This window comes from Amycolatopsis dongchuanensis (assembly GCF_039542405.1).
Classification (GTDB): Bacteria; Actinomycetota; Actinomycetes; order Mycobacteriales; family Pseudonocardiaceae; genus Amycolatopsis_E; species Amycolatopsis_E sacchari.
On the sequence record NZ_BAABIB010000056.1, the window covers coordinates 1 to 25,692 of the forward strand.

Consider the following 25,692-nt stretch of genomic DNA (forward strand, 5'->3'; position numbering starts at 1 on the left):
ACCCGTCCCCTCACCTCAGGCCCTCACCCACGTCACCAACGTCACGACCCGCAACAACTAGCACCGAAACGCCCGGTACCCCAGTCCTCGGTTCACTGGGCGGACCGCCCTCTTCCGGACACCACGGTGTCTCGCGGACACTCGGTTGCCGGCGAAAGGGGCGGACCATGTGGGATTCGGTGCGGGAGAACTGGGTGGCGCTGAACGAGCCCCTCGAAGGGGTGCTCCCGTTCATGTATCTGGACGTGCGAGGTCTGGTCACCACAGGAATGGGAAACCTGATCGACACGAGCAAGGCGCTTCCCGCCACGCCCACCGACGCGCAGCGCGAGGCTTCACATGCGCTGGCCGCGGAAATCAACTGGCTCACGGAGAACGGCGACTCGGCCACCTTCGAGCAGGTCGCCGACGAATGGGACGCGGTCAAGAAGCTGACCGACCTCGCGGATCGGGGCGGGGGCGCCTTCGCGCCATTCACGTCCCTGCACATCGAAAGCGACGAGATCGACCGGATCGTCGGCGACAAGCTGTCGTCCAACGAAAGGTTCCTGACCAACCGCAGCGAATTCGCCGATTTCGACTCGTGGCCGGCGGACGCGCAATTCGGCTTGCTCAGCATGGCGTGGGCGCTCGGCGCGGGGTTCCGTTTTCCCCATTTCCAGGACGCCGTCGCGCAACGCGACTGGGAGACCGCGGCCGAGGAGTGCGTCTTCGGCCCGCACCGGGGCACGATCGAACTGCGCAACGCGATGGACCAGCAGTGCTTCCACAACGCCACCACAGTGGACAAACAGGGCCTCGACCCCTCCGTGCTGATCATCTCCAGCCGCGGCTGAGCCGGGGACCGTCATGAGTGATCTCGCCGGCAAGGTGCTCGCCGCCGGACTGGGGTTCGCCCGGGGCCTGCTCACCGAGCTGGTGCCGACCGACCCGGCTGCGCTACTGGACCTCATCGCCCCCGGCGCCGCTCCGGCCGCGCCGGATCTCCTGGTGGCCCTCAAGGACGACCTGGAACGCGCCAGGGCACACGCGAGCGCGTTCGCCGCGGCGCTGGAGCCACCTCCCGACACCCTCGATGCGGCGAGCGCGGCTCTGGGGGAGTTGTCCGCCGCCGTGAGCGCACTCGATGACGCCTGCCGCCGGGTCAGCGGCGCCTCCGCCGAACCGGCCCTGACCAAGCTCCTGGACCGGGTGCTCCGCGCCCTCCCGTTCGGCGGGCTGGTGAGCCGCCTCGGTCTGGTACCACCCGGGCTGACCCCGGCGGACGGTCTGACCGTGAACGGCACGACGGTGTCGTGGCGGTGGGCCAACCCGGCGGAACGCGCGCTGGCGCCTGAGGTGAAGCTCGCGAACTCCGTCCTGTCGGCCACTTTGGACTTCGGCGACCCGCGCCTCACGTTCGCGATGAGCACGGAGGTCACGGCGGGGCTCGCGGCAGGCGACGCGCTGGTGGCGGCGTTCGCCGGGACCGCCGACGTGACCGCCACGCTGGCGGTCACCGTGGACACCAGGGACGGTGTGACGCTGGGGCCCGGCGTGCGCGGACGGTTGTCCCTGCCCGGCAGGCCCCGCCTGCCCGGCTACGAGCTGCGGGATCTCGGCTTGCTGCCGAGCGACGCGGGGTTCGACCTGACCGGGACGCTGGCGGGAACGCTCAACGGCGTGATCGCGGTGACGGTCCAGGAGACCGGCGTGCGGCTGGGGTTGGACGACGGCCACGACATCGCCGTCAAGCCCTCCTTGCCCGCCGGGGCCGGGGTGCGGATCGACGCCGGCCGGATCAAGGGCGGCGGCTCGCTCGAACGCCGTGGCTCCGAGTACGCCGGGACGCTCGATCTCACCGTGGGACCGGTCGAGGTCAAAGCCATGGGCCTGATCGGCACCGACCCGTTCTCCTTCGTCGTGCTGCTGTTCGCCGAGTTCGTGCCCGCGATCCAGCTCGGCCTGGGGTTCACGCTGAACGGGGTCGGTGGCCTGCTGGCCGTCGAGCGCGCACCGGACCCCGACGCGCTCCGCGCCGGACTGTCCGACCACACCGCCGACCGGTTGCTGTTCCCCGCCGACCCGCAGGCCGACGCCGCCGGGATCGCCGACACCCTGTCCAGTGTCTTCAAGCCGCGCGCGGGTGCCGTCGCGGTCGGCCCGGCCCTGGAACTCGGCTGGGGCGCACCGACTTCGTACGCGACCGCCAAGGTGGCCGTGATCCTGACGCTCCCGGCTCCGGCCGTGCTCCTGCTCGGGGCGGTCCGGGTCACGCTGCCCACCCCGAAGACCCCGGTCGTCGACCTCAACGCGGACGTCTACGGCGAGATCGACGAGGACCACCTGCTCGTGCTGGTCCGGCTCGGCCGTTCGCGGTTCGCCGGTTTCAGCTTGTCCGGTGACCTGGGCCTGCTGATCTCCTGGGGAGCGGAGCCCGGTTTCGCGATCTCGGCGGGTGGCTTCCACCCCGCCTACCACGCGCCTGCCGAACTGGCCGGGATGCGGCGCCTCAGCGTCGATCTGTCCCCGCCCGCGCTGCTGTCCCTGCGCGCCGAGGCCTACCTGGCGCTTACCACCAACGCGGTGATGTTCGGGTGCCGCGCCGAGCTGCGGGCCGAGGTGGCGGGCGTCGGCGCGGAAGGGCACCTGTCCTTCGACGCCCTCCTGATGTGGGACCCGTTCGGCTTCGTGATCGACCTGCGTGCCGGGGTGTCGCTGCTGTTCGCGGGCGAGAGCTTCGCCGGTGTCGAGCTGAGCCTGCACCTGTCCGGCCCCGCGCCGTGGATCGCGCACGGCACGGCCACCCTCGAACTGCCGATCCTCCCCGACATCGACTTCGACCTCGGCCCCCTCCAGTGGGGGGAGGAGGACCACGAGTCGCCGCGGATCGACCCGCGGCAACTGGTGGTGACGGCGCTCAGCGAGCCCGGCGCCTGTGCACCGCGGCTGCCCGAGGGGGTCCAGCCGGTCGCGATCTTCCACGCCCCGGCGGCCGGCGACGGTCCGGTCGTCGACCCGGCAAGCGGCTTCGAACTCCGGCAACACGTCGTCCCGCTGGACACCGAGATCACCCACATCGGTGGCAGCCAGATCTCCACCCCGCGGGTCACGCTGGGCGAGCCGCTCGTCGGCGGCCACGCCCTGCGCACCGCGGAAGACACCCGGGACCCCTTCCCACTGGGCCAGTTCCGCGACCTCACCGACGACCAGAAGCTGCACGAGCCCGCGTTCACGGAGTGCGTTTCGGGCAAACGCCTGTACGGCTCGGACCAAGCCCGGTTCGGCGCGCCGGCCGAGGCGCAGTACGACTGGAAGACCGTGTACCCGCGCCACCCGGCGCCCGGTCAGCCCTTGGCCGGGTCGCTCGACCTGCCGGGGGAACTGGTCGCCGCCGTCGTGAACCTGTCACCGGTCGCGCGGAGCCGTGGCCGCCTGGGCAACAGCTACGCCACCGTACGGGAAACCGTGGAGCTCCGATGACGACCGACTTCACCCTGCCGCCACCGGAAACCGCGTTCGCCGCCGAAAGCACGGTCCTCGGCACGTACACCTTCCTGCCGTACGTGCGCACGGGGCTGGCCGCCGCGGCGCGCGGTCCGGAACCGGGCGGCACCCGGGCGAGCGTGGAGATCGTGGTGCCGGTCCAGGCACCGGGACAGCCCGATGTCACGGCGACCTACCAGCTGCGGCTGCGAGGCCCCGCGGACGTGCGGGCGCTCGTCGACCAGCAGATCGTGCGCCGCTACCCGGAGCCCGGTGCGACCAGCGCGGAAACCACCCACCTGGTGCACGTCGAGTTCGACAGCCCGGAGGCGCTGTGGCAGTTCACGCCGCTTGCACCGGACGGCGAGCGCCTGGCGCCGTGGCTGGCACTGGTGGTCCTGCGCGAGGGCCGCTACCGGCCCGGCACCGGGCAGGTACCGACCGTCCTCGCCCGGTATTCGGAGCTGCAGGCGCTGGACGACTCCTGGGCGTGGGCACACGCACAGATCCACGGGCCCATCGCGGGCCCGGCAATCGACGACCGCTTGTCGGCGCACTTCGCGCCGACGAACCTGTCCCGGCTGATGTGCCCCTGCCGCCTCGAGCCCTTCACCCGTTACCTGGCCTGCGTCGTACCGGCGTTCGACGCGGGAAGGCGGGCCGCGCTGAACCCCGGCGACGAGACCGGCACCCTCGAACCCGCGTGGCGGAAAGGTGGCGACGACGAGGAGATCGAGCTGCCGGTCCTGCATTCGTGGCGGTTCGACACCGGCGAGGGCGGCGATTTCGGGACGCTGGCGGGGAAACTGGTCCCCAGCCCGGCGCCCTGGCAGGTCGGCCGCAGGCTGGTCGACACCTCGCGGCCGTGGGGCGACCTGTTCGGCGACGAGGCCCCGGCCATCCCGTCCGGGCAGCTGCAGCTGGTCCGCGGCCCGCTGGTGTCCCCGATCCCGCCGCGGGCCGCCAGCGACGATCCCGCCGAGGCCGCGGCCGCCCGCGCCGGAGGCTGGCCCGCGGAGGTGACCGGCGAGCTGCGGGACCTGCTCCTCCTGCCGACCGTCCTCGCCCGCAAGCCCGGCGCGCACGAGCCGGGGGAGCCGTTGCCGCTCTGCCCGCCGGTCTACGCCGGGTCCCAGGCCGGCTCCGGTCGCCTGGTGTCCGCACCGGCGACCGCGTGGCTGCCGCAGCTCAACCTCGACCCGGCCAACCGGATCGTGGCCGCGCTCGGCGCCCGCGTCGTCCAGCGCGACCAGGAACAGCTGATGCAGTCCGCGTGGGCCCAGGTCGGCCGGCTGGGCGAGGTGAACCAGTGGCTACGGCAGGCGCAGCTGGCGCGCGCCGTCCGGTCGTCGATGTTCGCGCGGCACCTGAGCCCGCTCGGATACGGCGACCTCCTCCAGATCGGCAGGCCCGTCCAGGACGCGGTGCCGGGCGCGGAGAACGGGAGCGCCCGTTCCGAGCTCGCCGCGTCGAGCACCGCGCCGATGGCGTCCACGCAGGCCTTCCGCCGGGTCGTGCGGCGCACCAGCCCGGCGGACCTGCTGGCCCCCGGGGACGTGCCCCGCGACTTCCAGCGCCCCTACGACGACGGCGAGATCGCCCGGCTTTCCCAGCTGCGCGTGGTCGAGATCGCGCGGGACTACGAGCTGGCCGCGCCGCCCGACTGGGAGAGCATGACCGCCGAGGAGTTCCTCGCCTGGTGGGACGAGTGGGAGGCCATGGTCCTGCACTGCTTCTGGCCCATGCCGGACATCGACCCGGACTTCGACATCGAGCAGTGGGCGGCGGAGCAGGCCCTCGACGTGCTGCAGCAGGCGATGCCGTCCGATCCGGAGGTGAACCCCGAGCTCGCGGCCGGCCTGCTCGGCGACATCGCCGCGGTGGCCGAGGTCGGCGGCCAGGCCGGCGATCTCGCCGGGGAACAGCTCGCCACGGTCACCGAGCAGCTCGGCCTCGGACCGGGCGACGACGCGGTGGCGGGCGTGGTGCGGCACGGCGGCGTGAGCGACGACCTGCTGGCGGCAGCGGGCCGTCAGCACCTGGAGACGGCGGACCTGGCCGACGCCGCCCGGACCGGGGCCAGGACGGAAGCGCTCGCCGGTGCCGCGCAGAGTGCCCTGACCGAGACCACCCTCGCCGGGATCGCCAGGGAGCACGCGGCCACCGAGACCCTGGCGCGCGCCGCCACGACCGAACTGGGGGTGTCCGCGGGGCTCGATACCGGTGTGCGCGCGGAGATGGCACGCGCGCAGCTGCCCACCGGCGCGCTCGCGCGGCTGGCGCTGGACCTCCACCCCGACGTGCTGGCGGAGGCGGCTCGCACCGAGCTGCCCGACACCACGCTGGCCGAGCTGGCGCGCCTCGACCTGGACACCGCCACGCTGGCCCAGCTGGCGAAGGACCGGATGAGCGTCGCGGCGCTCGCCGATCTCGGGCGCGCGCACCTCGCTCCCGCCACGCGCGCCCGGCTCGCCGTCGACAGCGCGGGGATCACCGCCACGGAACCCCTCAAACAGGCGCTGCAGGCACGTATCGAGCCCCGCGACATCGAGGCCGCCATGCAGCCGGCGACCGGAGCACTGGTGTCACCGGACTGGCAGGGCACGCCCATCCGGCCCGCCTACGCGGTCGCGAAGGACCAGCTGCTCACCGAGCTGGACCCGGACCGCTCGACCGCCGCGCAGGTCGCCGAGCGCCTGCGGCTGCCCGGCTGGGTGCCCGGGAACTGGTTCGACGGCAGGCCCGCCGAGCCGATCATGGCCGCGCCGCGCTTCGACCGGCCGATGTACCAGGCGCTCGAGGACTACGACCCGGACTGGCTGATCGCCGGCACGGCCACGCTCGACGAGCCGGACCTGGTCACCACCCTGGTGTCGAACGCGGTCTTCCTGGAAGCGTTCTTCGCCGGGCTCAGCCACGAGATGGCCCGGGAGCTGCTGTGGCGCGGTTACCCGACCGACCAGCGGGGGACGTACTTCCGGCGGTTCTGGGGCGACCACCACGGCGACGAGCTGACCGGCGAACTGCACCTCAACGACGACGGGCCGCTCGGCTCGCACATCTCGGCCGACCTCGACGGCCGCCTGGTGATGCTGGTCCGCGGTGAGCTGATCCGCCGCTACCCCGACACCGTGGCGCTGGCACTGCGCGGCGGGTCGCCCGAGACCGGGGACACCGCCGCTCCGCTCCTGTTCCAGCGGAGGTTGCGCTCGGGGGCGCTGCTCGCCGGGTTCGACCTCACCGTCACCGAGGTGCGAGACGCGCACAGCGCGGGCACCCCGTGGTGGTTCGTCCTCGCCGAGCACCCGACGGCGCCCCGGTTCGGGCCGGGGGAGTCGGCCGAACCCTTCCTGACCCCGCCCGTGGCGAACGCCGCCGGCACCGCCCGCGCACTGCTCCAGCAACCGGTACGGGCCGCCTTCGACATCCACGACCTGCTCGGACCGATGGGAGCCGGCTGACGATGACCACGCCCTTCACCGCGCCGCCGGAGCGCCCGCTGGTCCTCTTGCCGGTCCGGCTCGAAACCCGCTTCACCGACGGCGCACTGCGCGTCCGCGTCTACCCCGACGACCCGCACATCGACCGGCTCGACCCCGGTCTGGACGACACCGAGCGGACCGCGGCGAGGGAGTACTGGACGTCGGTCGCGAGCGGCGGCGACAGCGACGCCGCGTTCGCATTGCTCGCCACGAGGACCAAACCGGACCGCGCGCCCTGGGTCGCCAAGGCGATGACGCCCCTGAACCTCGACGACCCGTTCAGCGGCGAGCTCCGTTTCCCGGACGTCCCACCGCGCCAAGGCGGGCCGGTCACGGCACGCGGGCTGCCCGCCTACTTCGTGGCCGTCGTACGGCAGGGGACCGACACGGCGAAGGCGGCGGGGCGGCCGATCCCGGACCGTCTCGTCGTGGCGCCCGCGGCGGGCGGCACCGTCGTCCGGCACGGGGACCTGCCCCTCGCCGAGGGGATGTCGTGGCTCGTGGACTACGCCGAAGCCGAACGGGTGGGCATGGCGGTCACCGTGCCGCTGCCGCGGCCCGCGGAAAAGGTGGACCGGCTGGTCGTGTTCGGCGTCCGCGAGGACGGGCAGGCGGAGCTGGAACGGCTGCTCACCGCGCAGCGCTACACCGCCGGGATGGCCTTCGTCCCGCAGGGCACCCCCACCAACAACACCGAGACCGACCGGAGCGCGTGGCAGCGGCGCCAGCCACCGGCGCCCCCGCCCGCGGGCGTGAGCTGGGCGCCGACCCCGGGTTCCGACGGTGCGCTGCTCACCGCGGCGCTGGGGATCGATCCGGCCGTGCTCGCCGACGTCCCCGGTGCGTTCGACCGCGACCAGGACCTGGCCCGCGCCGCGCACACCGTGCTGTGGCCGGCCACCTGGGGCACCTTCCTCAGCGAACTCCTCAAGGTGGGACCCTCCGGTGCGAACATCACGCCGCAGCAGCTCGAGGCGGTGCGCGACTTCTTCCAGGACCACGTGCGGGGCGCGGGACCCCTCCCGACGCTGCGGATCGGTGACCAGCCGTACGGGCTGCTCCCGGTCACCGCGGTCCACCGGTTCGCCCCCGACGAGGCCGATCCGGTGGAACCCCAGCTGAACCGGGTCCTCACCACGATCCACGCGTTCTACGGCGACGCCGTCGCACCGGCCGTCCGCGCGGACTCCTCGCCGGAGACGCTGCTGGACGTGCTGGGCTCCGCGCCGGCCATGCTCGGCCTGCGGGTCCGGTCGATCCTGTCGCAGACCATGAACATGTACGCCACGCTCGTGGACAACGTGCCGGGCCGCGTCTACGAGCAGACGACCTCGTTCCTGGACACCCTCTACGACAAGCTCGGCCTGGTCATGGGCAACCTCGCGGACGCCGTGCCCGGCCCGACGACGCGCCCGCTGGGCCTGCCGCTCGCGGACGGGACCGACGCGGACTTCGTGGCGGCACTCCGGCAGGACCAGCCACGCCAGGTGCGGAGCGTGCTGCAAGCCCTCGTCGAGATCGCCGACGACGTGGAAGCGCGGGCCGCCGGGACGGCGATCCCGCCGGAGCGGTTCGACGCCGTCAGCGCACTGCTGGCCACCGGGCCGGCGGCCGCACACGCTCCCGCGGTCACGGAGGCGTTCGCCGGGCGGGCCTCCGCCTCGGAGTTGAGGCCCCTCGCCGACCGGCTCGCCGCGGAGTCCGGGTTCGCCGGCAGCAGTCTCCTGGCGCAGTACCAGCCGCTGGAGGCGACCCGCACGTCGCTCGCGGACGTCGCGGTGAACCACCCGGTGCCCGACGCCCGGCACCAGCTGGCGATCGCCGCGGCACAGGCCTGGCTCCGCGCGAGCGACCGGCGGAACGCGTTCCGGTCCGCCCTCGACCTGGTCCTGTCGGCCGACACCGCCCAGCGCGCCCTCCTCGTGGCCCAGACACTGGACTGCTGCTCCCACCGGATCGACGCCGGGTTGACGGCGCTCGCCACCCGCCGGCTCGCTGTCCTCCGGTCACGCGAGCCGAGGGGCCTGGCACTGGGCGCCTACGGCTGGGTGCACGACATCGTCCCCAGTGATCCCGCCGAGCGCCCTGGCGGCTACATCCACGCCCCCAGCCTGGCGCAGGCCACGACCGCCGGTGTGCTGCGTGCGGCGAACCTCGCGCACCGGGCCAGCGGGGCGTTCTCGTTCGACCTGTCCAGCGGCCAGGTCCGGACCGGGCTGCGGCTGCTGGAGGGCGTGCGGCAGGGGCAGCAGCTCGGGGCTCTGCTCGGCTACACGGTCGAACGGGGGCTGCACGACCACCCGGCCACCGGCGGTGCGCTGGCACGGTTCGTGCTTTCGCTGCGCGCACTCGCGCCGCTGCGCACGGGAAAGCTGACCGACGTCGGCGGCACCCCGCCGCGCGCCGACGTCGAGGCGATGGTGGTGGCCGATGTCGTCGACGGGGTCGCGCTGCTCACCCTCGACCGCGAGACCGTGATCCGCCCGGCACTCGACCAGGGCCCGGCAGACAACCCGTTCCTCGACGGGTGGACCGGACCCGACGACGGGGAATGGGCGGCCGTCAACGAGGTCCTCGACCAGGCGCTGGCCGCGTACGACGCGGTGGCCGACCTGCTGGTCGCCGAGGGCGTGCACCAGTTCGCGTCGGGCAACTCCGCGCGGGCCGCCGCCGTCATGGACGTGGTCGCGGCCGGAGGTCCGCCGCCCGCGGAGTTCGACGTGGTCCGCACCCCGACCCGCGGCATCCCCGTCACGCACCGGGACCTGGTGATCGCCGGCGAGCCTGCCACCGGAGCTTCCGGGGGATGGGCTGTGGGCACGCCTCGCCAGCTGGTGGAACCCCGGCTCGAGCAATGGGCCCGAACCATGCTGGGTCCCGCCACCGCCATCACCGTGGGCGCGGGGGGCGAGAGCCTGGACCTGGCGGGACTGAGCGCCTTGGACTTCGTGTACGACGCCGCCCGGCCGGGCGTCCTCGAACGCCGCTTGCGCGCGGCCTTGCCGGGCCTGGGCGCGCTCGCGGATCCGGTCCTGACCGCCGCCGAAAAGGCCCGGTCGCTGCACCGGCTGCTCGCCGGGGCGCGGCCCCTGCTGCCCGCGGATCTCACGCGCCCCGGGGACAAGGCCGCCTGCGGCATCGACCACGGCGACCTGCGTGACCGGGTTTCCCATGCGCTGGAAGCGCTTTCTCACGGCGAAGCCACCGGGTTCGGCATCGATGACCCGGCCGAGGCGCGGCGGCGGGAGGCGAAAGCGACAGCACTTCTCGACGACGATCCCATCGCCGCGGGGGAGGCGCTGTTCGGCGAGGACTTCCGGATCCTGCCGGTGATCCAGCCGGCCGACGACGGCTTCCAGGCCGCCCTCGGGCGGCTGAACCCGGACCGCGCGGACATCACGAGGCTGCTGTTCGACGTCGCGACCGTGCGGGACGGCGTGGCCCGGCACGTCGAGGTGCTGATGGCGGCGGGAACGCCGGACAGCCTCCGGGTCGCCCAGCTCGGCACGCCGGAACGATGGATCGCGCTGCCCTTCGACCCCTCCGGCCCGCCGCTGGACTCGCCCGTGACGAGCTTCGTGGTCGACGGCGCGCCCGGCGCCGGACCCCTGGCGGGGCTCGTGATCGACGAATGGGTCGAGACCGTGCCCAGGCGGTTGCCGCGGGAGCAGGGGTCCGAAGCGCTGATCACGACGGGGGTGGCGGTGCACGCCGATGCGCCCGGCGCCCGGCCGCCGCAGTGCGTGCTGCTCGCCGTGTCGCCGGACGGCTCGCCGTGGACGGCGGACACCCTCGCCGAGGCGCTGAACGACACCCTCGACCTGGCCAGGACCCGGCTGATCACTTTGGAGCGCACCCAGGTCGTGGGCCGCGTGCTGCCCGCGCTCGTCACCCGCAACGCTTCGCTCAACGGCGAGAAGGGGCTGGACGCCGCCCGCCTCGTCAACGAGATCGGCGACCCCGCCGACATGATCCCGTATGTCAAGGAAGTGAGGCACTGACGATGCCTATCGCAGACGGGCTTTCCGCGGTCCCCTTGGCATCCAGCGCGGAGAAGCTGATCGCCATCAAGGAGCCCCCGGCCTGGACCCGGCTGGAACCGCAGTCGGTGTCCTGGGACCCGAGCCCCGCCCTCGAAGCCCGCGTCGCCGACCCGCTGTTCCTGTGCGGCAGGCAATGGCAGCTCGGTGAGTTCGAGGGCGAGGACGGCGGCAGCCCGATCTCCGTCCGGCTCGCGGCGAGTTCGGACCGGATCACCGGTCTGCGGTCGGCCGCGACCGGGACGGTCCAGGCACTGACCGCGGACGACCTCCTGGAGCCCCTGGTCGAGCGCATGCCGGCCGGCGAGGCCGGGCTGCGTCGGCGTGCGATGGGCGGGGCCCAGTTCCTCGCGATGGTCCAGGACGCGGCGGTCCGCGAAGCGGTGCTGGCGGCCTGCCCGCTCGAACACGACGCCGATGCCGATCCCTACGACAGCACCGGTGCGCCGCTGGCACGGCTGTTCGCCGGGCGCGTGCCGGACGGCGAGAAGATCGCCGAGGCGCTCCGCGCGCCCGCCGCCCCGGGCTGGCTGCCCGCCACCGCGCTGGCCGCCGCGCGGGAGTGGCTGGAGTGGTACCAGGGTGCGCCCGCGGCGGACTGCTGGACGGCCCCGCGGCTGGAGTACGGGTTCGACCTGAGCGTGGCCGGCCAGGTGCTCACCTCGTCCTACGGCGGCGGCCGGATCGACTGGCACGACTTCGACCTCGCGCCCACGGCACCCACCCTCGACACCGGCGACGCGCCGGCCACCGGCCGCGCCCCGACGGTACTGGCCACACCCCTGCGCTACACGGGCATGCCGGCCGACCGGTACTGGCAGTTCGAGGACGGCCAGGTGAACCTGGGCGCGCTGGAGGTGCGGCCGCACGACCTGGCCCGGCTGATCATCGCGGAGTTCGGGTTGGTGCACAGCCAGGACTGGCTGGTGGTCCCCCTGGAGGTACCGTGCGGGTCACTCACGACGCTCGGCGAGCTGTCGTACACGACCACCTTCGGCGACACCATCACCGTTTCCCGTGCCGAAGACGAAGGTTTCAGCATGTACGAGATCCCGGGCGTGCCGGGGCTCCTGGTGCCGCCCGCGGCCCCGGCCACGCTCGAAGGCCGGCCGCTGGAGGAAGTGCACTACCTGCGCGACGAGGCGGCCAACATGGTCTGGGCCGTCGAGCGCGTCGTCGAGGCACCCAGCGGCGACCCCCGGACGCGGCTCGCCGAGGCGGCGCCACCGTCGGCCGCGCCCGGCGCCCAACCGCTCGCGACGCACGACTACCTGCTGGCCTCGCCCGTGCCGGAGTGGTGGATCCCGTTCGTCCCGGTGGCCGTCGCCCCCGGCGTCGTGGCGCTCCGCAAAGGCGCCCTCCGCAAGGGGAACCGCCTCGTCGAGCCGCTGGGCCGCCTGCTGGAGCCGGGCCGGCCGCTGACCGTGCAGGACGAGGAGATCCCGCGCGAAGGCGTGCGGGCACAGCGCGTCCCGGTGCTCGCCCGCCGGGCCGACGGCCGCTACGAGCGCTGGACGGCCCGGCGCACGAGCATCGGCCGCGGGGAAGGCGCCAGTCATCTGGCTTTCGACAGCGCGATTCCCCGCACCGCTTCCTGACCCGTCACGCCGTGGACGGCTCAGCGGGCGGTTCCAGCAGGGTCTCCAGATTCACCCGGGCGACCTGCCTGAGGAATTCCCCTCGGTGGGAGGCGTCGCCGGAATCGTGCATCGTGTCGGTCATCCAGACCGCGGCGGCCTGGCGTTCCCAGGTGTTGCGCAGGCAGACGCCGGAGTAGCTTTCGAGCAGGCTCGGGTCGTCCTTTTCGACGTGGTGGACGACGGCGCGGGCGAACGCTTCGGCGTCGTGGAGCGCGAGGCTCATCCCTTCCGCGCTCATGGGGGAAATGAGGTGCGCTGCGTCGCCGGCGAGGTAGAGCCTGCCGTAGTTCATGGGGCTGTACACCACGCCTTGCAGCGGTACGAGTTGCTTGGTGGTGATCGGGCCCTTGGGGGACACCGGATCCCCGAAACGCGTTTCGAGTTCGGTCCAAATCCGCGTTTCCGGCCAGTCGTCCACGGTGTCGGTGAGCGGGACCTGGAGGTACAGGCGACTGGCTTTCGGTCCGCGGGTGATCTGGGCGGCGAAGCCGCGGGAATGCACCGCCATGGTCGCCAGCGGATCCGCGGGCACCTCCGCCAGAACCGCCAGCCAGGCGTAGCCGAACTCGTGGGAGTAGCGGGTGAGGGCGCCGGCGGGAATGGACTGCCTGCTGACGCCGTGGTAGCCGTCGCAGCCGGCGACGAAATCGCAGTCGAGGACGTTTGTCGCGCCGGTGGCGTCCCGGTAACGCACGGCGGGGCGGTCACTGTCGAGATTGTCCAGTGTCACGTCGTCGGCCTCGAAACGGAGGTCTCCGCCGTCGCGGAGGAAAACCTTGATGAGGTTCCGGACGAGCACCTGCTGCGGGCAGAAAACGCCTTCCCCGTCGTCCTCCATGTCCTTCCACATCCGCTCTTTTCCGTCGATCCGCATCGGCATGCCCGGCGCATCGATGGAGTCGGACGAGGACGGTTCCGGTAAGACCTCGTCCAGTCCCCACTCGCGGAACATGCGCACCCCGCGGCCGTTGAGCGCCCCCGCCCGCTGCCGTTGTTCGACGTGTTCGCGGCTGTGCTTTTCCAGCACCACACAAGCGATTCCGCTGCGCAACAGGAAATTGCCGACTGCGAGCCCGGCGACTCCGCCACCCACGACGACGACGGTGGTCTTCTCGTTCGTTTCGGTCATGCGCCCACTTTCGCCGGGGCACCGGAACGCGCCAACCGCTCTCAGGACAACGGATACCGGAAACCCGCCAAGTTCAGCCCTGGCGCACGTCGGCCTGGTAGCGGCCGGGCGTCTGGCCGACGACCTCGGTGAACACCTCGATGAAGCTCGACGGGTTGGACCACCCGCACGCCATCGCGGTGTCGGTGACGGAGTGGCCGTTCGTGAGGTGGACCAGGGCGTGATGGATGCGCAGGACGGTGCGCCAGCGGTGGAAGCTCATCCCGAGCTCGGTGTGGAACAGGCGGCTCAGGGTGCGCTCGCTCGCGCCCGCGGTCCGCCCCAGCTCGGCCAGCGTGATGGCCCGGCCGGGGTCGGCGTGCAGGAGGTCGGTGACGGCACGCAGCCGATCGTCGCGCGGTTCGGGCAGGTGCAGGGACTCCTCGGGCGCCGCGGCGAGCTCGTCGAGCACCACCGCGCGCAGCCGTTCGTGGGCACCAGGGCGGGTCTCCAGCCGGTCGGTCAGCGCCAGGAGGGCCTCCCGCAGCAGCGGGCTCACCGCGAACACGCTGGGGTGCGCGACGAGCGCGCCGCACTCGTGGGCCGGGATGACGACGAGGCGGACGTCGGTCCTGCCGTAGAAGCGGTGGGAGTGGTCGAACCCGGGCGGCGTCCACGTCACCCGGTTGGCGGGGGCGAGCCAGGTGCCGCGCTCGGTCGTGGTGGCCAGGGCGCCGGAGGCGGGGTAGACCAGCTGGCCGTCGGTGTGGGAGTGGTTGTCGACGTGGAAGCCGTGGTCGAGCCAGCCCGCGCCCTGGGGAGCCTTCGCGGGGAAAGCCGGAGGCGGTGTGCCGGGCAGGCGGGTTTCGGGCATCGTCCGCCAGCTTATCGGTCAGCCGCGGCTCCGCCGCCGAACCGCGGTCAGCGGGTGGTCGGCATCGTCCCGACGCGGCCGAACACCCACGTCCCGGGTGACTCCGGGTCGTCGCCCGCCCAGAACTGGGTCCACAGGAGCCGGAACTCCTCACGGGAGAGGTGGCCGTCGGCGTCCAGGTCGAGCAACGGGAAGACCTCGTCGGTGTCGGTTTCCCGTCCCGTCCACGCCTCGATCAGCTGGCGGTACTCGCTCCGCGAGATCCGGTCGTCGCCGTTCTCGTCGATGGCCTCGAACATGGAGTCGGCGGTGGCGGTCACCGCGTCGGTCATCGCGGGCAGCCGGTCGACCACCTCCAGCACGTCGTCCAGCCGGATGCGTTCGCGGTCCCGCGCGGTGGAGCTGAGGGATTCCCACCAGCCCAGCATGATCGACCGGAGACGTGCGTACTGCCCGGAACCCGGTGCCACGCCCCGCAGCGTGGTCCACCGCGCCGCGAGGGCCTCGAAGTCGCCCTCGACGAGGAACCCGCGGTCCTCGGAGTCCATCGCCTCGAACACGCCCGCGATCTTGTGCCGCTGGAATTCGCTCGCCATCTTGGCATCCCCTCGTGAGGTCCTGTGTGGACACGGTTCAGCATCGTCCTGATTGGACGCCGTGGCGATAGGCAGCGCGGGTCGAAAGACCCGGCGGACAGGTGAAGCCGGAAGTGACAGCCGGTGCGGAATCCGGTGCGGTGGCGGCCGGGGTCACCGGACCGGATCAAGGACGCTGGTACATCCGCGTGGACGGCTCGCCTGGGTGCTCCTCTCAGCGCTTGCGCAGGAGGTAGCGCTGGACCTTGCCGCTGGGCGTCTTCGGCAGGGTGTCGACGAAGTGGACCGTGCGCGGATAGGCGTGCTTGGAGTACTTGTCCCGCACCAGTTGCTGGAGTTCGCGCGCCAGGTCGTCGTGTGCTTCGGTTCCGGCGTCGAGGACCACGAAGGCTTCGACGACCTCGCCGCGGATCCCTTCGGGGTCGGGGCGGCCGACGACCGCGACGTCCGCGACGGCCGGGTGGGTGATCAGGACGCTTTCGACGTCGAACGGCCCGATCCGGTAGCCCGCGGCCAGGATCACGTCGTCGTCGCGGGCGGTGAAGAAGAAGTACCCGTCGTCGTCGAGCCGGCCGGAGTCGGCGGTGAGGTACCAGCGGTTGCCGGGCGTGAACCGTTCCGCGGTCTTGTCCGGGGCTTCGTGGTAGCCGGTGAACCACAGCAGGGGACTGTTCTCGGTGTCGATGGCGATCTGACCGTCGACGATGCCGGCCGTGTAACCCGGCATGGGCTGCCCCATCGAGCCGGGCTTGACCGGGAGGGCCACGTCGGCGTGCCAGTGGTTGTTGATGACCATGCCGAGCTCGGTCTGGCCGTAGTGGTCGCGGACTTCGGCGCCGAGCGCTTCGCGCGCCCAGTCCACGACTTCCGGCGTCAGCGGTTCACCCGCCGACGAGGCCCGGCGCAGGCGCAGGTTCCGCACCAGACCGCTCTTGCTCAGCGCCCGGTACATCGTCGGCGCGCCGGTGAAGTTCGTGACCCCGAACTTCTCGATGACGGCCACTGTGGACTCCGGGGTGAAGCCCGCGTTGAGGAGCAGGTTGCGGCGTCCGGCGACCAGCGGGGCCAGGATTCCGTAGTACAGCCCGTACGCCCAACCCGGGTCGGCCGCGTTCCAGAACACGTCGTCCTCGCCGACGTCGAGCCCGTAGTGCAGGTAGCAGTGGAACGACGCCAGCGCGCGGGCCGGCACCGGGACTCCCTTGGGCTTGCCGGTGGTACCGCTGGTGAACAGCTGCAGCATCGTGCCGCGGCCGCCGATAGCGACCGAAGACGCGAGCGGCTCGGCCTCGTCGATCAGCCGGTCGAACGCGTCGCCCGTCTCCAGGACTTCGATGCCCTCGATGGGGTCGAGCTTGGCCCGCTGCGACGGCTCGGTGACGACCAGCCGGGCACGCGACGCTTCGACACGCATCTGGATGGCGCCCGTGGCGAACGCGGTGAACAACGGGACGTGCACGGCGCCGAGCCGCCAGATCGCCAGCAGTGTCGTCACCAGTTCGGGGCGCTTGCCCATCAGGACCGGTACGCGGTCACCCCGTTCGACGCCCCGCCCGGCGAGGACGGTCGCGAGACGGCGGGAGCGGTCGGCCAGCTCGCCGTACGTCACGTCACGGGAGGTGAGATCCGGCTCTACGAAGGTGAAAGCGACGGCGTCAGCGTCGTGGCGGTCACACAGCAGGTGGGCGACATCGGTGTCAGCGGTGTCGTACGCAGCCAGCCAGGCGTCGACAACGGGCTGTACGTCGAGGGTTCGAGGCTGCATCGGGCTCTCCGGGTCGGAACGGCGGGTGATTGTCAGCGCGTCGGCACGCGGGTAACACTGTGGCCGTGAGCAACGACGCGAGCCACCCTCCGAAGAGGGGGGTCGATCCGGTGACCGCCGCACTGGCGAGGTTGCGCGCCAGGACCGGCGTGAGCCTGGCGTTCGCCGGGCGGGTGACGCCATCAGGCGTGCTGCTGGACGCGTTCGACGGTCACGTGGTCGGGCCGCTCCGCGGCGTCCTGCTCAACGCCGGGCACGGGATGGGCGGGCGGGTCGCCTACCAGCAGCGCGCGCTGTCCCTCCCGGACTACGTCGGCTCGCCCGCGATCACGCACCACTACGACCAGGTCATCAGGGCCAAGGCGTTGCGGGCGATGGCGGCGGCCCCGGTGGTGGTGGGACGCCGGTCGGTCGCGGTCCTCTACGTCGCCCTGCGCGCGACGCAGCGGCAGCTGGGCAGGCTCCTCGACGCGGTCTCGCAGGAAGCCCGTGTCCTGGAACAAGATCTGGCTGTCGACGACGTTCTGCGGCGGCTGCCTGAACGGCACGGTGACGAGGAAGGGCCGCGAGAGCGCGTCCGGCAGTCACGGGTCGCCGAGGCCTACGCGGACCTGCGTGCGCTCGCCGGGGAGATCGGCGATCCCCGGCTGCGTGCGCGACTGCTGAACGCCGCCCGCCTGCTGGTCGACGAGCCGCCACCGGACGCGCCCGTGCCGCACCTGACCGCACGGGAGAAGGACGTGCTGGCGTTGCTCTCGACGGGCTTGCCGAACCAGGCCATAGCCGAGCGGCTGGGCATCGGCGTCTACACGGTGAAGGACCACGTCAAGAACCTGCTGGTCAAGCTCGGCGCCCAAGGGCGGATGGAGGCCGTGGTCCGGGCACGGCGTCTCGGCCTCATTCCGTGACCTCGGCCCGGCTGTCCGGATGGGACGGTGCTCCTCGCCGCGGCAGCAGCTTGTGCAGCCCCGGACTTTCGATGGCGACGATCACGGCCAGCAGGCCGGCCGCCGTGCCACGGCCGCCGGCCAGCGAGACACCGCCGAGCAACGCGGCGACGGCGGCGAGGATCAGCGGCTGCAGCCCGGGAGCCGGGTTGGCCGACGCGAAGCTGTAGCTGAGCAGGGCACCGCCCAGTGCGGCCAGCGTGCCGGACGCGGTGAAGATCCCGGCGAGCCGCCGCTCGACGGCGACACCCGCCACCCGGGTGGCCCGGCGGTCACCGCCGACCGCGCGCAGCTCACGCCCCAGCCTGGTGAACCAGCGTACGAGCCCGGCCACGACGAACGTGGGGCGGTCGCCAGCACCCGGCCGAAGCCCTTCATACGGTCCTGCGTGACGAGCATGGACTTCGTGCCGGTGAGGACGATGATCTTGCCGGAGTCGCGCCCCTGGGCCTTCAGGCCCTCGATGATGTTCTGGGCGGCGAACTCACCGAGCTTTTCGTCGTCCGACAACATGGGCATCACGTCGCCCGCCACCGACGGGTCGGGCGGCCCGTCGACGGCGAGCACGGGAATCCCGGCGCTCCGGGCCTTCTTGATCGGCACCGCCATCGCCTGTGTGTCCAAGATGGACACGACGAGGAGGTCCGGCCGCTGGGCGACGGCCTGGTTGAACTTCTGGACCCACGGTCGGCACGAAACCACAGCAGCCGAAGTTGTTCCCCTTCTTCCCGGGCCCCGGCGGCACCAGGGTGCTGTTTCTCCGCTGGGCGCCGGAGTCCTCGGCACCGGAGCAACTCGGCGACCCCACCAGCTCGCCGCCGAGGCCGAAGAGCGGCTCCCCGGCCTGATGGGGGTGTTCGAACCGGACAGCCCGGGAATGCACACCACCGACACGGTCGACTACGGCATCTGCCTCGAAGGGGAACTCCACCTGGAGCTCGACAACGGCAAGGAGGTCAAACTGACCCCCGGGGCCTGTGTCGTGCAGCAGGGAACCCGCCACGCCTGGCACAACCGCAGCGACAAGCCCGCGCTCATGTGTTACGTCCTCGTCGGCGCCGAACGCACGTCCTGACAGAAGGCGTGCTCACCGCAGGGCTGGTGCGCCGTGGTGCGCGGCCGGGTTCTGCCCGGGAGCTGTTGCTTGCGCGATCTCGATGCCGTCGTGCAGGTCGGATGCGCCGTCGAGGGCGGTCTGCGCCGACAGTGCGGCGAGGCCGAGTACGAGGGCGCCGGCCAGCATGGCGGCTGGCCTGGCGGGGGCCGGTGCCGCCAGCAGGGCGGACACCCGGCGGGGTACGGGACCACCGCTGGCGGCCAGGGCGAACGGGTGGGGCGTGCGGCCGGCGAGTGCGGCTTTCGCGACTGCCCGCGCGACGAGGCTGCGATCTCCGAGGTGGGTGGCCGCGGTTTCGTCGGCCCATCGTTCGAGGGCGAACGCGGTGGCGGTGCCGAGCGGGCGCAGCAGCGGGTTGAGGGCCGAGGACAGCGCCACGGTGATCAGGAACAGGTGGTGGCGCAGGTGCAGGTGGGCACGCTCGTGGGCCAGCAGCGCGCCGCGTTCCTTCGGGCTCAGGGCGGCCAGCATGCCGCTGGAGATCGCGATGCGGCCACCCCGGCCGGGCGCGGAGAACGCGACCGGCTCCGCGCCGGGCAGGATCACCACGCCGCCGTCCCGGCTGTGCTCGTCCAGCTCCCGCGACAACTGCCGGGCCCAGCGCCGGTAGCGAACGGCGGTGCGGAACAACCGGCCGCCCAGGACCACCAGCAGCACACCACTGGCGATCGAGACGGGGACGTTCACGGCGTCCAGGTTCCGCAGGACGCCGGGCGACCAGTGTCCGGCCTCGGCGACGGCCGGGATCAGAGAGAGCCCGGCGAACGCCAGCAGGAGCAGCGCGACGGTGCTGGCCGCGGCCAGGAGGAGGCTGCTGCCGGTGAGAAGCCAGCCGGCCACCCGGGGTGGGAGCCGGGGCGCGACGAACCGCGACACCGGCCAGGCCAGCAGGGGCAGCAGAAGCGGGACCAGGATGTCGGCGTCCACGCGGTCAGCCCCCGGAGTCGCCGCGCAGCAACGCGCGCAGGACCTCTTCGTCCGACTCGGACAGCTGCGTCACGAACCGGGCCAGCACACTGCCGCGATCGGGCTCGCTTTCCAGGACCTTGGTCATCTTCCGCGCGGCGAGACCGGCCTCGTCGTCGACCGCGTGGTAGCGAAAGGACCGCCCGTGCTTCTCCCGCGTCGCGACGCCCTTGTCGTGCAACCGGGTGAGGATGGTCACGACGGTCGTGTAAGCCAGGTCGTCCTCCAGGCGCGCCTGGACCTCGGCGGGTGACAGCGGTTCCTCCGCGTTCCACAGCACCGTCAGCACCTCGGCCTCGAGAGCGCCGGGTGCTCGTCGCAGCGCGTCCTTCCGCCGGTTCCGCATGACGTCAATCTACACCGCTGTCGTACCCGCCGAGCTCGTCTCCCCGACGCTACTTCTACACTCGTGTAGAAGTAGATGCCGGAAAGGAGGCCTTCACGTGGACGGAGGAGTGATCGACGGTGGCTGGTACCTCGACGTGGCCGGGTTCGCGCGGTCGACGCCGTGGTTGCACGGTTTCTTCGAGGTCTATACCAATGCCGGATTGGTGCTGCTCGCCGTTCTCGTGGCGGCGATGTGGTGGCGGGCGCGCGGCAGGCCGGCCGAGGCCATGGCGGCAGCGCTGTGGGTTCCGCTCGGTGTCCTGCTGGCCTACGGCCTGAGCAACCTGGTGAAGGTCCTCGTCCGGGAGCCCCGGCCGTGTTTGCGTTATCCCGGCACGCCGACGGTCGCGCCGTGTGATTTCGCCACGGACTACTCGTTCCCGAGCAACCACGTGGTGCTCGCGGTGTCGGCGGCGGTCGGGCTGCTGCTGGTCGCGTGGCGGGTCGGCCTGCTCGCCTTCGTCCTGGCGGCGCTCGTCGGGTTCTCGCGGGTGTATGTCGGGGCGCACTATCCGCACGACGTCCTCGCCGGCGCTGTCCTCGGAGCGGCGGTGGCGGCCTGTGGCCTCGTGGCCCGGCGGCCACTCGCGGCTCTGGTCCGCCGGGGTCGCGAGGGGCGGCTGTCCCCGCTGGTCGGGACGGGCGCGCAAGTGTTGGCGCTGAAAGGCCGGTGGCGGTCGGCGTGAACCCGTTGAGTGCGACGTCCTGGCTGGCCGATCTCGGTGCGGCGGGCGTGTTCCTGGTGCTGTTCGCGGAGACCGGTCTGTTGATCGGGTTCTTCCTGCCCGGCGACTCACTGTTGTTCACCGCCGGACTGTTCTGCACGACGAGCGCCACCGTCGTGCACCTTTCGTTGCCGGTCGTGCTGCTCGCCGCGGCGGCGGGCGCGATCAGCGGCGCGCAGGCCGGTTTCGTGCTGGGCCGTCGTGGCGGCCGGCCCTTGCTGGCGCGGGTCCGGAACCCGCACCTGCACCGCGGGGTCGAGCGCGCGGAGGAGTTGCTCGGCCGCTACGGCTACGCGAAGGCGATCGTCCTGGCGCGGTTCATCCCGGTGGTCCGGACGGTGCTCAACCCGATGGCCGGGATCCTGGCCGTCCCGGCCCGGAAGTTCGCGCTGTGGCAGGTGCTCGGGGGCCTGCTGTGGTCGATCGGCGTCACGCTCGCCGGCTACCTGCTGGGCGCGAGCATCCCCGGCATCGACCAGTACCTGCTGCCGATCATCGCGATCATCGTCGTGGTGTCCTTGGTCCCGCTTTTCCTGGAGCTGTGGCGCAGCCGTCGCCGCTCGCGCCGTGGAGCCGCGGGTCGATAGCGCGGGGGCCGTTCCCTCCGCCGGCGGGCAGCGCTCTCGCCGGATGTGCGACAGGATCGGAGGAGCAGCTCCGGCCCCACCCCGGAAAGGATGCCCGATGGGAACCTCGCGTTTCGCGGTCGTCTCGGCGGCCGTGGCCGTCACCCTGCTCGGCTCATCACTGACGCCGGCGGCGGCTGCCCCGGTGCTCGGCCCCGTGGCCGTGGGCAGCGGGGGCGCGGTCGTGTCCGACACGCCCGAGTCGACCGCGGCTGGTCTGCGGATCCTGCGTGCGGGCGGGACGGCCGCCGACGCGGCGGTTGCCGTCGCCGCGACGCTCGGCGTCACGGACCCCTATGTCGCCGGGCTCGGTGGGGGCGGGTACCTGGTGTACTACGACGCGCGGACGCACTCCGTGCACACCATCGACGGCCGGGAGACGGCCCCTGCCGCCGCGGGCGCCGACCTGTTCCTCGACCCCGCGACCGGGCAGCCGCTCGCCTTCCCCGCCGCCGTGACCAGCGGGTTGTCCGTGGGCGTGCCCGGGATGCTGGCCACCTGGCAGCAGGCACTCACCCGGTGGGGCCGCTTCCGGCTCGCCGACGACCTGCGGCCGGCGGTGGACGTCGCGGAGCGCGGTTTCCGGGTCACGGAGACGCTGCGGGAGCAGACGCGGCAGAACGCCGCGCGGTTCGCCCAGTTCAGCTCGACGAGCGCGTTGTTCCTCCCCGGCGGGCAGCTGCCCGAGGTGGGGACGACGCTGCGGAACCCGGATCTCGCCGCGACCTACCGGCAGATCGGCCGCGAGGGGATCACCGCGCTGTACGGCGGTCCGATCGGCGCGGACGTCGTGCGCACCGTGCACGAGCTGCCCTTGGCGCCAGGGGCGACGCTGCGACCGCGGCCAGGGCTCATGCAGCTGCGGGATCTGGCCACCTACCGCGCGTTGCCCGTGGCGCCGACGCACGTGAACTACCGCGGTTACGACGTCTACGGCATGGCGCCGTCGTCGAGCGGCGGTTCCACCGTGGGCGAGTCGCTGAACATCCTCGGCAACTTCGCGCTCGGCGAGATGAGCCGGGCGCAGGCGCTGCACCACTACCTGGAAGCGACCCGGCTGGCGTTCGCCGACCGGAACCGCTACGTCGGCGACCCGGCTTACACGGACGTGCCGCTGGCGGGGCTGCTGTCGCCGGGGTTCGGCAGGCAGCGGGCCTGCCTGATCGATCCGGCGCACGCGCTGACCAGTCCCGTCGCCCCTGGCGATCCGGCCGCGGGCGCGGGCGGTTGCACGCCGGCGGGGCCGGTGCAGGCGCGGCAGCCGGACGGGGAGACCCACACCAACCACTTCGTCGTGACCGACCGGTGGGGCAACGTCGCGTCCTACACCAACACCATCGAGCAGCTGGGCGGCAGCGGGATCGTCGTCCCGCACCGCGGGTTCCTGCTGAACAACGAGCTGACCGACTTCGACTTCACGCCGCTGCAGCCCGGGGTTCCCGACCCGAACCTGCCCGCGGCGGGCAAGCGGCCGCGGTCGAGCATGTCGCCGACGATCGTGCTGCGCGACGGCAGGCCGTGGCTGGCGCTCGGCTCGCCCGGCGGGGCCACGATCATCACCACCGTGCTGCAGGTCCTGGTGAACCGGATCGACTTCGGGATGACCCTGCCGCAGGCGATCGCCGCGCCGAGGGCGTCCCAGCGGAACTCGACCACCACGCAGGCGGAGCCGGGCTTCCTCGCCGATCCCGCGGTGCCGGAACTGCAGCGGCTCGGTCAGCGCTTCACGGTCAACACGACCTCGCCGCTCGACCCGTCGATCACGATCCCGCCGGACATCGGGGTGGCGGCGGGCCTGGAGTTCCTGGGACACGGCAAGGTGCTCGCGGCCGGGGAGCCCGTGCGGCGAGGGGGCACGTCCGCGGGGGTGGTCGTGCCCCGCGGTTGACCCCCGGGAAGAAGCACGCCCGGCACACCGTCCACCTCGGACGCCGCCGCGTCCGTGCCCGCTTCCCGGCGGCTAGTGCGGTGTGTGCTCCGTGTAGAACTTGATCAGAGCGGCGGCCGGGTCGTCGTCGACGTCGTGGAGTTCCGCGCCGATGGAACCGAACTCCACGCTGTGGGAGAACATGGCTTCCTCGTACCGGGTGAGGTCGGCCTCGATGTCGCCGGGGTGTGCGGCGATGGCCTTGCCGAGCTCGGCGCCGTCGTACATGGCGCTGTTGGCGCCCTCGCCGTTCGGTGGCAGGAGGTGGGCGGCGTCGCCGAGCAGGGTCACCCCGGGCACCCGCTCCCACCTGTGCCCGAGCGGCAGGGTGAAGATGGGGCGCAGCAACGGTGGGACGTCGCCATCGGTGATCAGCGCGGCGAGCTCCGGCGCCCACCCGTCGAACTCCTTCGCGATCCGTGCGGCGGCGGCCGCACCGTCGGCGAAGTCGATGGCGCCGAACCACTCCTGCGACTGGCGGAGTACGACGTAGGTGTGGATGGTCTGGCCCTTCTCGCGGTGGGCCTGGATCCCCTTGCTGCCCGCCGCCGGCGCGGCCATGGAGCCGCTGCCGACGGCGTGTGCGGCAGTCGGGTGCCGGATGTCCACATCGAACAGATATGTCTCCACATAGGACGTACCGGTGTACTCGGGGGTGACCTCGGAAAGCAGTGGCCGCACCCGTGACCAGGCGCCGTCGGCTCCGACGAGCAGGCTCGTGGTGACGGTGCCGCCATCGGCGAAGGTCACCTCGTGGCGCCCCTCGCCCAGGGAACGGGCGCTGACGGCCTTCCGGCCCCACTGCACGGTGCCGGCAGGCAGTGAGCCGAGCAGGATCCGCCGCAGGTCGCCCCGTTGCACTTCGGGTCGTCCGCCGTCGCCGTCGTCGGGCTTGTCGAGCAGGACGGTCCCGTCGGGGGAGAGGATCCGCATGGCCTGGCGGCCCTGGAGGATGATGCCGCGGAACTCGTCCATCAGGCCTGCCGCCTCGATGGCGAGCTGCCCGTTGTAGTCGTGGATGTCGAGCATCCCGCCCTGCGCGCGGGCCGTCGGCGCGGGCTCGGCTTCGTAGACCGCGACCGGGATTCCGTGGACGTGCAGGACGCGGGCGAGCGTGAGGCCGCCGAGACCGGCGCCGATGATCGTCACGTGAGGGGTGGTCATGATGCTCCTGTTCGGACGCGCGAGGAAGTCACGCGCGGGGTCAGGACCCGGCCGGCTGCGGCAGGTCCGCGGCGATCTTCCCGAGCAGGGTCTGCAGGGTGGCCCGCTCGGCCTGGTCCAGCGGGGCCAGGATCGTCTCCTCGACGCCGGTCATCGCGGTGTCGAACCCGGCGATGAGTTCGCGCCCCGCCGGTGTCGCGTAGACGCGTTTGCTGCGCTCGTTGCCGGGTTCGGTGCGCCGCTCGACGAGACCGCGCCGCTCGAGCCCCTGCAGGAGGCTGGACACGCTCGCCGCGCTGGTGCGGCTCATCTGGGCGATGTCACGCTGGATCGCCCCGGGGTTGTGGACCAGGTAGACGAGCGCGGCACTCTGCTCGTGGGTGAGCCCGCGCTCCCGGATCCAGTCCTCGCCGCTTTTCCGTTGTGCCCAGACGATCCAGCGCATCAGTTCGAGGCTGCTGGTCGTTTCCCGCGCATCCATACGTCGAACCCTCAACTGGCCGAGACGACGTGCACCGGCGCCCGGACGCCCCATTCGTCGGCACCGTCGGCGACGAGGTCGGCGATTCGCTGGTGCCCTTCGTCGAGCTGCCCTTCCTGGAGCGCCGCACTCGAATAGTGGCGGTCGAACGACGCGTCGTCGCGGTAGAACTCGAAGGCCCACATGAGGTCGGGGTCTTCGTCCGAGCGAGCGAGCACCCACTCGACGGGGCCGTCCGGGTCACCGTTGAAGTGGAGCTCGTGGCAAGCCTTGAACAGTTCGTCCCCCATTCCGGGCTTCGCCTTGACCTTCAGCACCATTCCCGGCTGCTTCGCATGCATCTCGTACTCCTGTCGGTCGACTCCGCTGACACTTAGAAGAC

At 72.3% G+C, this 25,692-nt stretch carries 20 protein-coding genes and 1 pseudogene; 10 read left to right on the forward strand and 11 right to left on the reverse strand.

What is annotated here, in order from left to right:
* Positions 1 to 167: 167 nt before the first annotated feature.
* Genes ABFX51_RS12455 through ABFX51_RS12475 form a run of 5 tightly spaced genes read left to right on the forward strand, consistent with a single transcriptional unit; the run spans position 168 to position 12,585 of the window.
* Positions 168 to 836, forward strand: a complete 669-nt coding sequence (locus tag ABFX51_RS12455) for a lysozyme family protein (protein WP_346053792.1) — start codon at positions 168 to 170, stop codon at positions 834 to 836.
* A 13-nt stretch (positions 837 to 849) separates the two neighbouring features.
* Positions 850 to 3,462: a DUF6603 domain-containing protein gene (locus tag ABFX51_RS12460; RefSeq protein ID WP_346053793.1), complete on the forward strand. Its 2,613-nt coding sequence runs from the start codon at positions 850 to 852 to the stop codon at positions 3,460 to 3,462.
* On the forward strand, positions 3,459 to 6,926 hold the full coding sequence (locus ABFX51_RS12465; protein ID WP_346053794.1) for a hypothetical protein: 3,468 nt from the start codon (positions 3,459 to 3,461) through the stop codon (positions 6,924 to 6,926). Before ABFX51_RS12460 ends, ABFX51_RS12465 begins: the two co-directional genes overlap by 4 nt.
* A 2-nt stretch (positions 6,927 to 6,928) precedes the next feature.
* On the forward strand, positions 6,929 to 10,948 hold the full coding sequence (locus ABFX51_RS12470; RefSeq protein ID WP_091515295.1) for a hypothetical protein: 4,020 nt from the start codon (positions 6,929 to 6,931) through the stop codon (positions 10,946 to 10,948).
* 2 nt (positions 10,949 to 10,950) lie between these two features.
* A complete protein-coding gene (locus ABFX51_RS12475; protein ID WP_091515294.1) occupies positions 10,951 to 12,585 on the forward strand; it encodes a hypothetical protein in 1,635 nt (544 codons plus the stop codon).
* Positions 12,586 to 12,589: 4 nt separating this feature from the next.
* Here ABFX51_RS12475 and ABFX51_RS12480 read toward each other — a convergent pair whose 3' ends face one another.
* From ABFX51_RS12480 to ABFX51_RS12495, 4 genes are all read right to left on the reverse strand, one after another.
* Entirely contained in the window at positions 12,590 to 13,756 is a 1,167-nt protein-coding gene (locus ABFX51_RS12480; RefSeq protein ID WP_346053795.1) for a 4-hydroxybenzoate 3-monooxygenase, read from the reverse strand.
* A 73-nt stretch (positions 13,757 to 13,829) separates the two neighbouring features.
* On the reverse strand, positions 13,830 to 14,609 hold the full coding sequence (locus tag ABFX51_RS12485; protein WP_346053796.1) for an AraC family transcriptional regulator: 780 nt from the start codon (positions 14,607 to 14,609) through the stop codon (positions 13,830 to 13,832).
* A 47-nt stretch (positions 14,610 to 14,656) separates the two neighbouring features.
* Positions 14,657 to 15,205: an EF-hand domain-containing protein gene (locus ABFX51_RS12490; RefSeq protein ID WP_346053797.1), complete on the reverse strand. Its 549-nt coding sequence runs from the start codon at positions 15,203 to 15,205 to the stop codon at positions 14,657 to 14,659.
* A 214-nt stretch (positions 15,206 to 15,419) separates the two neighbouring features.
* Positions 15,420 to 16,970 carry an AMP-binding protein gene (locus tag ABFX51_RS12495; protein WP_091515286.1) on the reverse strand — a complete coding sequence of 517 codons (1,551 nt, stop codon included), beginning with the start codon at positions 16,968 to 16,970 and terminating at the stop codon, positions 15,420 to 15,422.
* Positions 16,971 to 17,080: 110 nt separating this feature from the next.
* Here ABFX51_RS12495 and ABFX51_RS12500 point away from each other — a divergent pair, with 110 nt between their 5' ends.
* Entirely contained in the window at positions 17,081 to 17,878 is a 798-nt protein-coding gene (locus tag ABFX51_RS12500) for a helix-turn-helix transcriptional regulator (protein WP_346053798.1), read from the forward strand.
* On the opposite strand, the gene ABFX51_RS12505 is transcribed toward ABFX51_RS12500, so the two are convergent.
* Both ABFX51_RS12505 and ABFX51_RS39630 read right to left on the reverse strand, forming a co-directional pair.
* Positions 17,868 to 18,251, reverse strand: a complete 384-nt coding sequence (locus ABFX51_RS12505; protein WP_245783382.1) for an ABC transporter permease subunit — start codon at positions 18,249 to 18,251, stop codon at positions 17,868 to 17,870. The two genes, ABFX51_RS12500 and ABFX51_RS12505, sit on opposite strands and share 11 nt — an antisense overlap.
* A gap of 53 nt (positions 18,252 to 18,304) precedes the next feature.
* Positions 18,305 to 18,811: pseudogene (locus ABFX51_RS39630) on the reverse strand (substrate-binding domain-containing protein); the annotation flags it as partial.
* Here ABFX51_RS39630 and ABFX51_RS39635 point away from each other — a divergent pair.
* On the forward strand, positions 18,795 to 18,992 hold the full coding sequence (locus ABFX51_RS39635) for a cupin domain-containing protein (protein WP_218153590.1): 198 nt from the start codon (positions 18,795 to 18,797) through the stop codon (positions 18,990 to 18,992). The pseudogene ABFX51_RS39630 and the gene ABFX51_RS39635 overlap by 17 nt on opposite strands.
* Before the next feature lie 12 nt (positions 18,993 to 19,004).
* Here the strand turns inward: ABFX51_RS39635 and ABFX51_RS12515 are convergent, their stop codons facing one another.
* Both ABFX51_RS12515 and ABFX51_RS12520 read right to left on the reverse strand, forming a co-directional pair.
* Complete coding sequence (locus tag ABFX51_RS12515; protein WP_091515280.1) at positions 19,005 to 19,961, reverse strand: M48 family metalloprotease; 957 nt, start codon at positions 19,959 to 19,961, stop codon at positions 19,005 to 19,007.
* 4 nt (positions 19,962 to 19,965) lie between these two features.
* Positions 19,966 to 20,346 carry a BlaI/MecI/CopY family transcriptional regulator gene (locus ABFX51_RS12520; RefSeq protein WP_091515277.1) on the reverse strand — a complete coding sequence of 127 codons (381 nt, stop codon included), beginning with the start codon at positions 20,344 to 20,346 and terminating at the stop codon, positions 19,966 to 19,968.
* A gap of 97 nt (positions 20,347 to 20,443) precedes the next feature.
* Here ABFX51_RS12520 and ABFX51_RS12525 point away from each other — a divergent pair, with 97 nt between their 5' ends.
* The 3 genes from ABFX51_RS12525 to ggt all read left to right on the forward strand — a co-directional run bounded on the left by ABFX51_RS12525 (position 20,444) and on the right by ggt (position 23,626).
* Positions 20,444 to 21,073: a phosphatase PAP2 family protein gene (locus ABFX51_RS12525; RefSeq protein ID WP_091515275.1), complete on the forward strand. Its 630-nt coding sequence runs from the start codon at positions 20,444 to 20,446 to the stop codon at positions 21,071 to 21,073.
* The gene (locus tag ABFX51_RS12530) at positions 21,070 to 21,699 is read left to right on the forward strand and encodes a DedA family protein (protein WP_091515316.1); all 630 of its coding nucleotides are present in this window, start codon (positions 21,070 to 21,072) and stop codon (positions 21,697 to 21,699) included. The genes ABFX51_RS12525 and ABFX51_RS12530 overlap by 4 nt, the downstream gene beginning before the upstream one ends.
* 97 nt (positions 21,700 to 21,796) lie before the next feature.
* On the forward strand, positions 21,797 to 23,626 hold the full coding sequence (gene ggt, locus ABFX51_RS12535; RefSeq protein ID WP_346053799.1) for a gamma-glutamyltransferase: 1,830 nt from the start codon (positions 21,797 to 21,799) through the stop codon (positions 23,624 to 23,626).
* Between the two features lie 72 nt (positions 23,627 to 23,698).
* Here ggt and ABFX51_RS12540 read toward each other — a convergent pair whose 3' ends face one another.
* From ABFX51_RS12540 to ABFX51_RS12550, 3 genes are read right to left on the reverse strand one after another with little or no spacing between them, the layout of a single operon-like run.
* Complete coding sequence (locus tag ABFX51_RS12540) at positions 23,699 to 24,829, reverse strand: FAD-dependent oxidoreductase (protein ID WP_091515270.1); 1,131 nt, start codon at positions 24,827 to 24,829, stop codon at positions 23,699 to 23,701.
* Between the two features lie 40 nt (positions 24,830 to 24,869).
* Positions 24,870 to 25,310, reverse strand: coding sequence for a MarR family winged helix-turn-helix transcriptional regulator (locus ABFX51_RS12545; RefSeq protein WP_091515267.1), 441 nt, complete (start codon positions 25,308 to 25,310; stop codon positions 24,870 to 24,872).
* An 11-nt stretch (positions 25,311 to 25,321) separates the two neighbouring features.
* Complete coding sequence (locus tag ABFX51_RS12550; RefSeq protein ID WP_091515264.1) at positions 25,322 to 25,651, reverse strand: putative quinol monooxygenase; 330 nt, start codon at positions 25,649 to 25,651, stop codon at positions 25,322 to 25,324.
* Positions 25,652 to 25,692 lie beyond the last annotated feature (41 nt).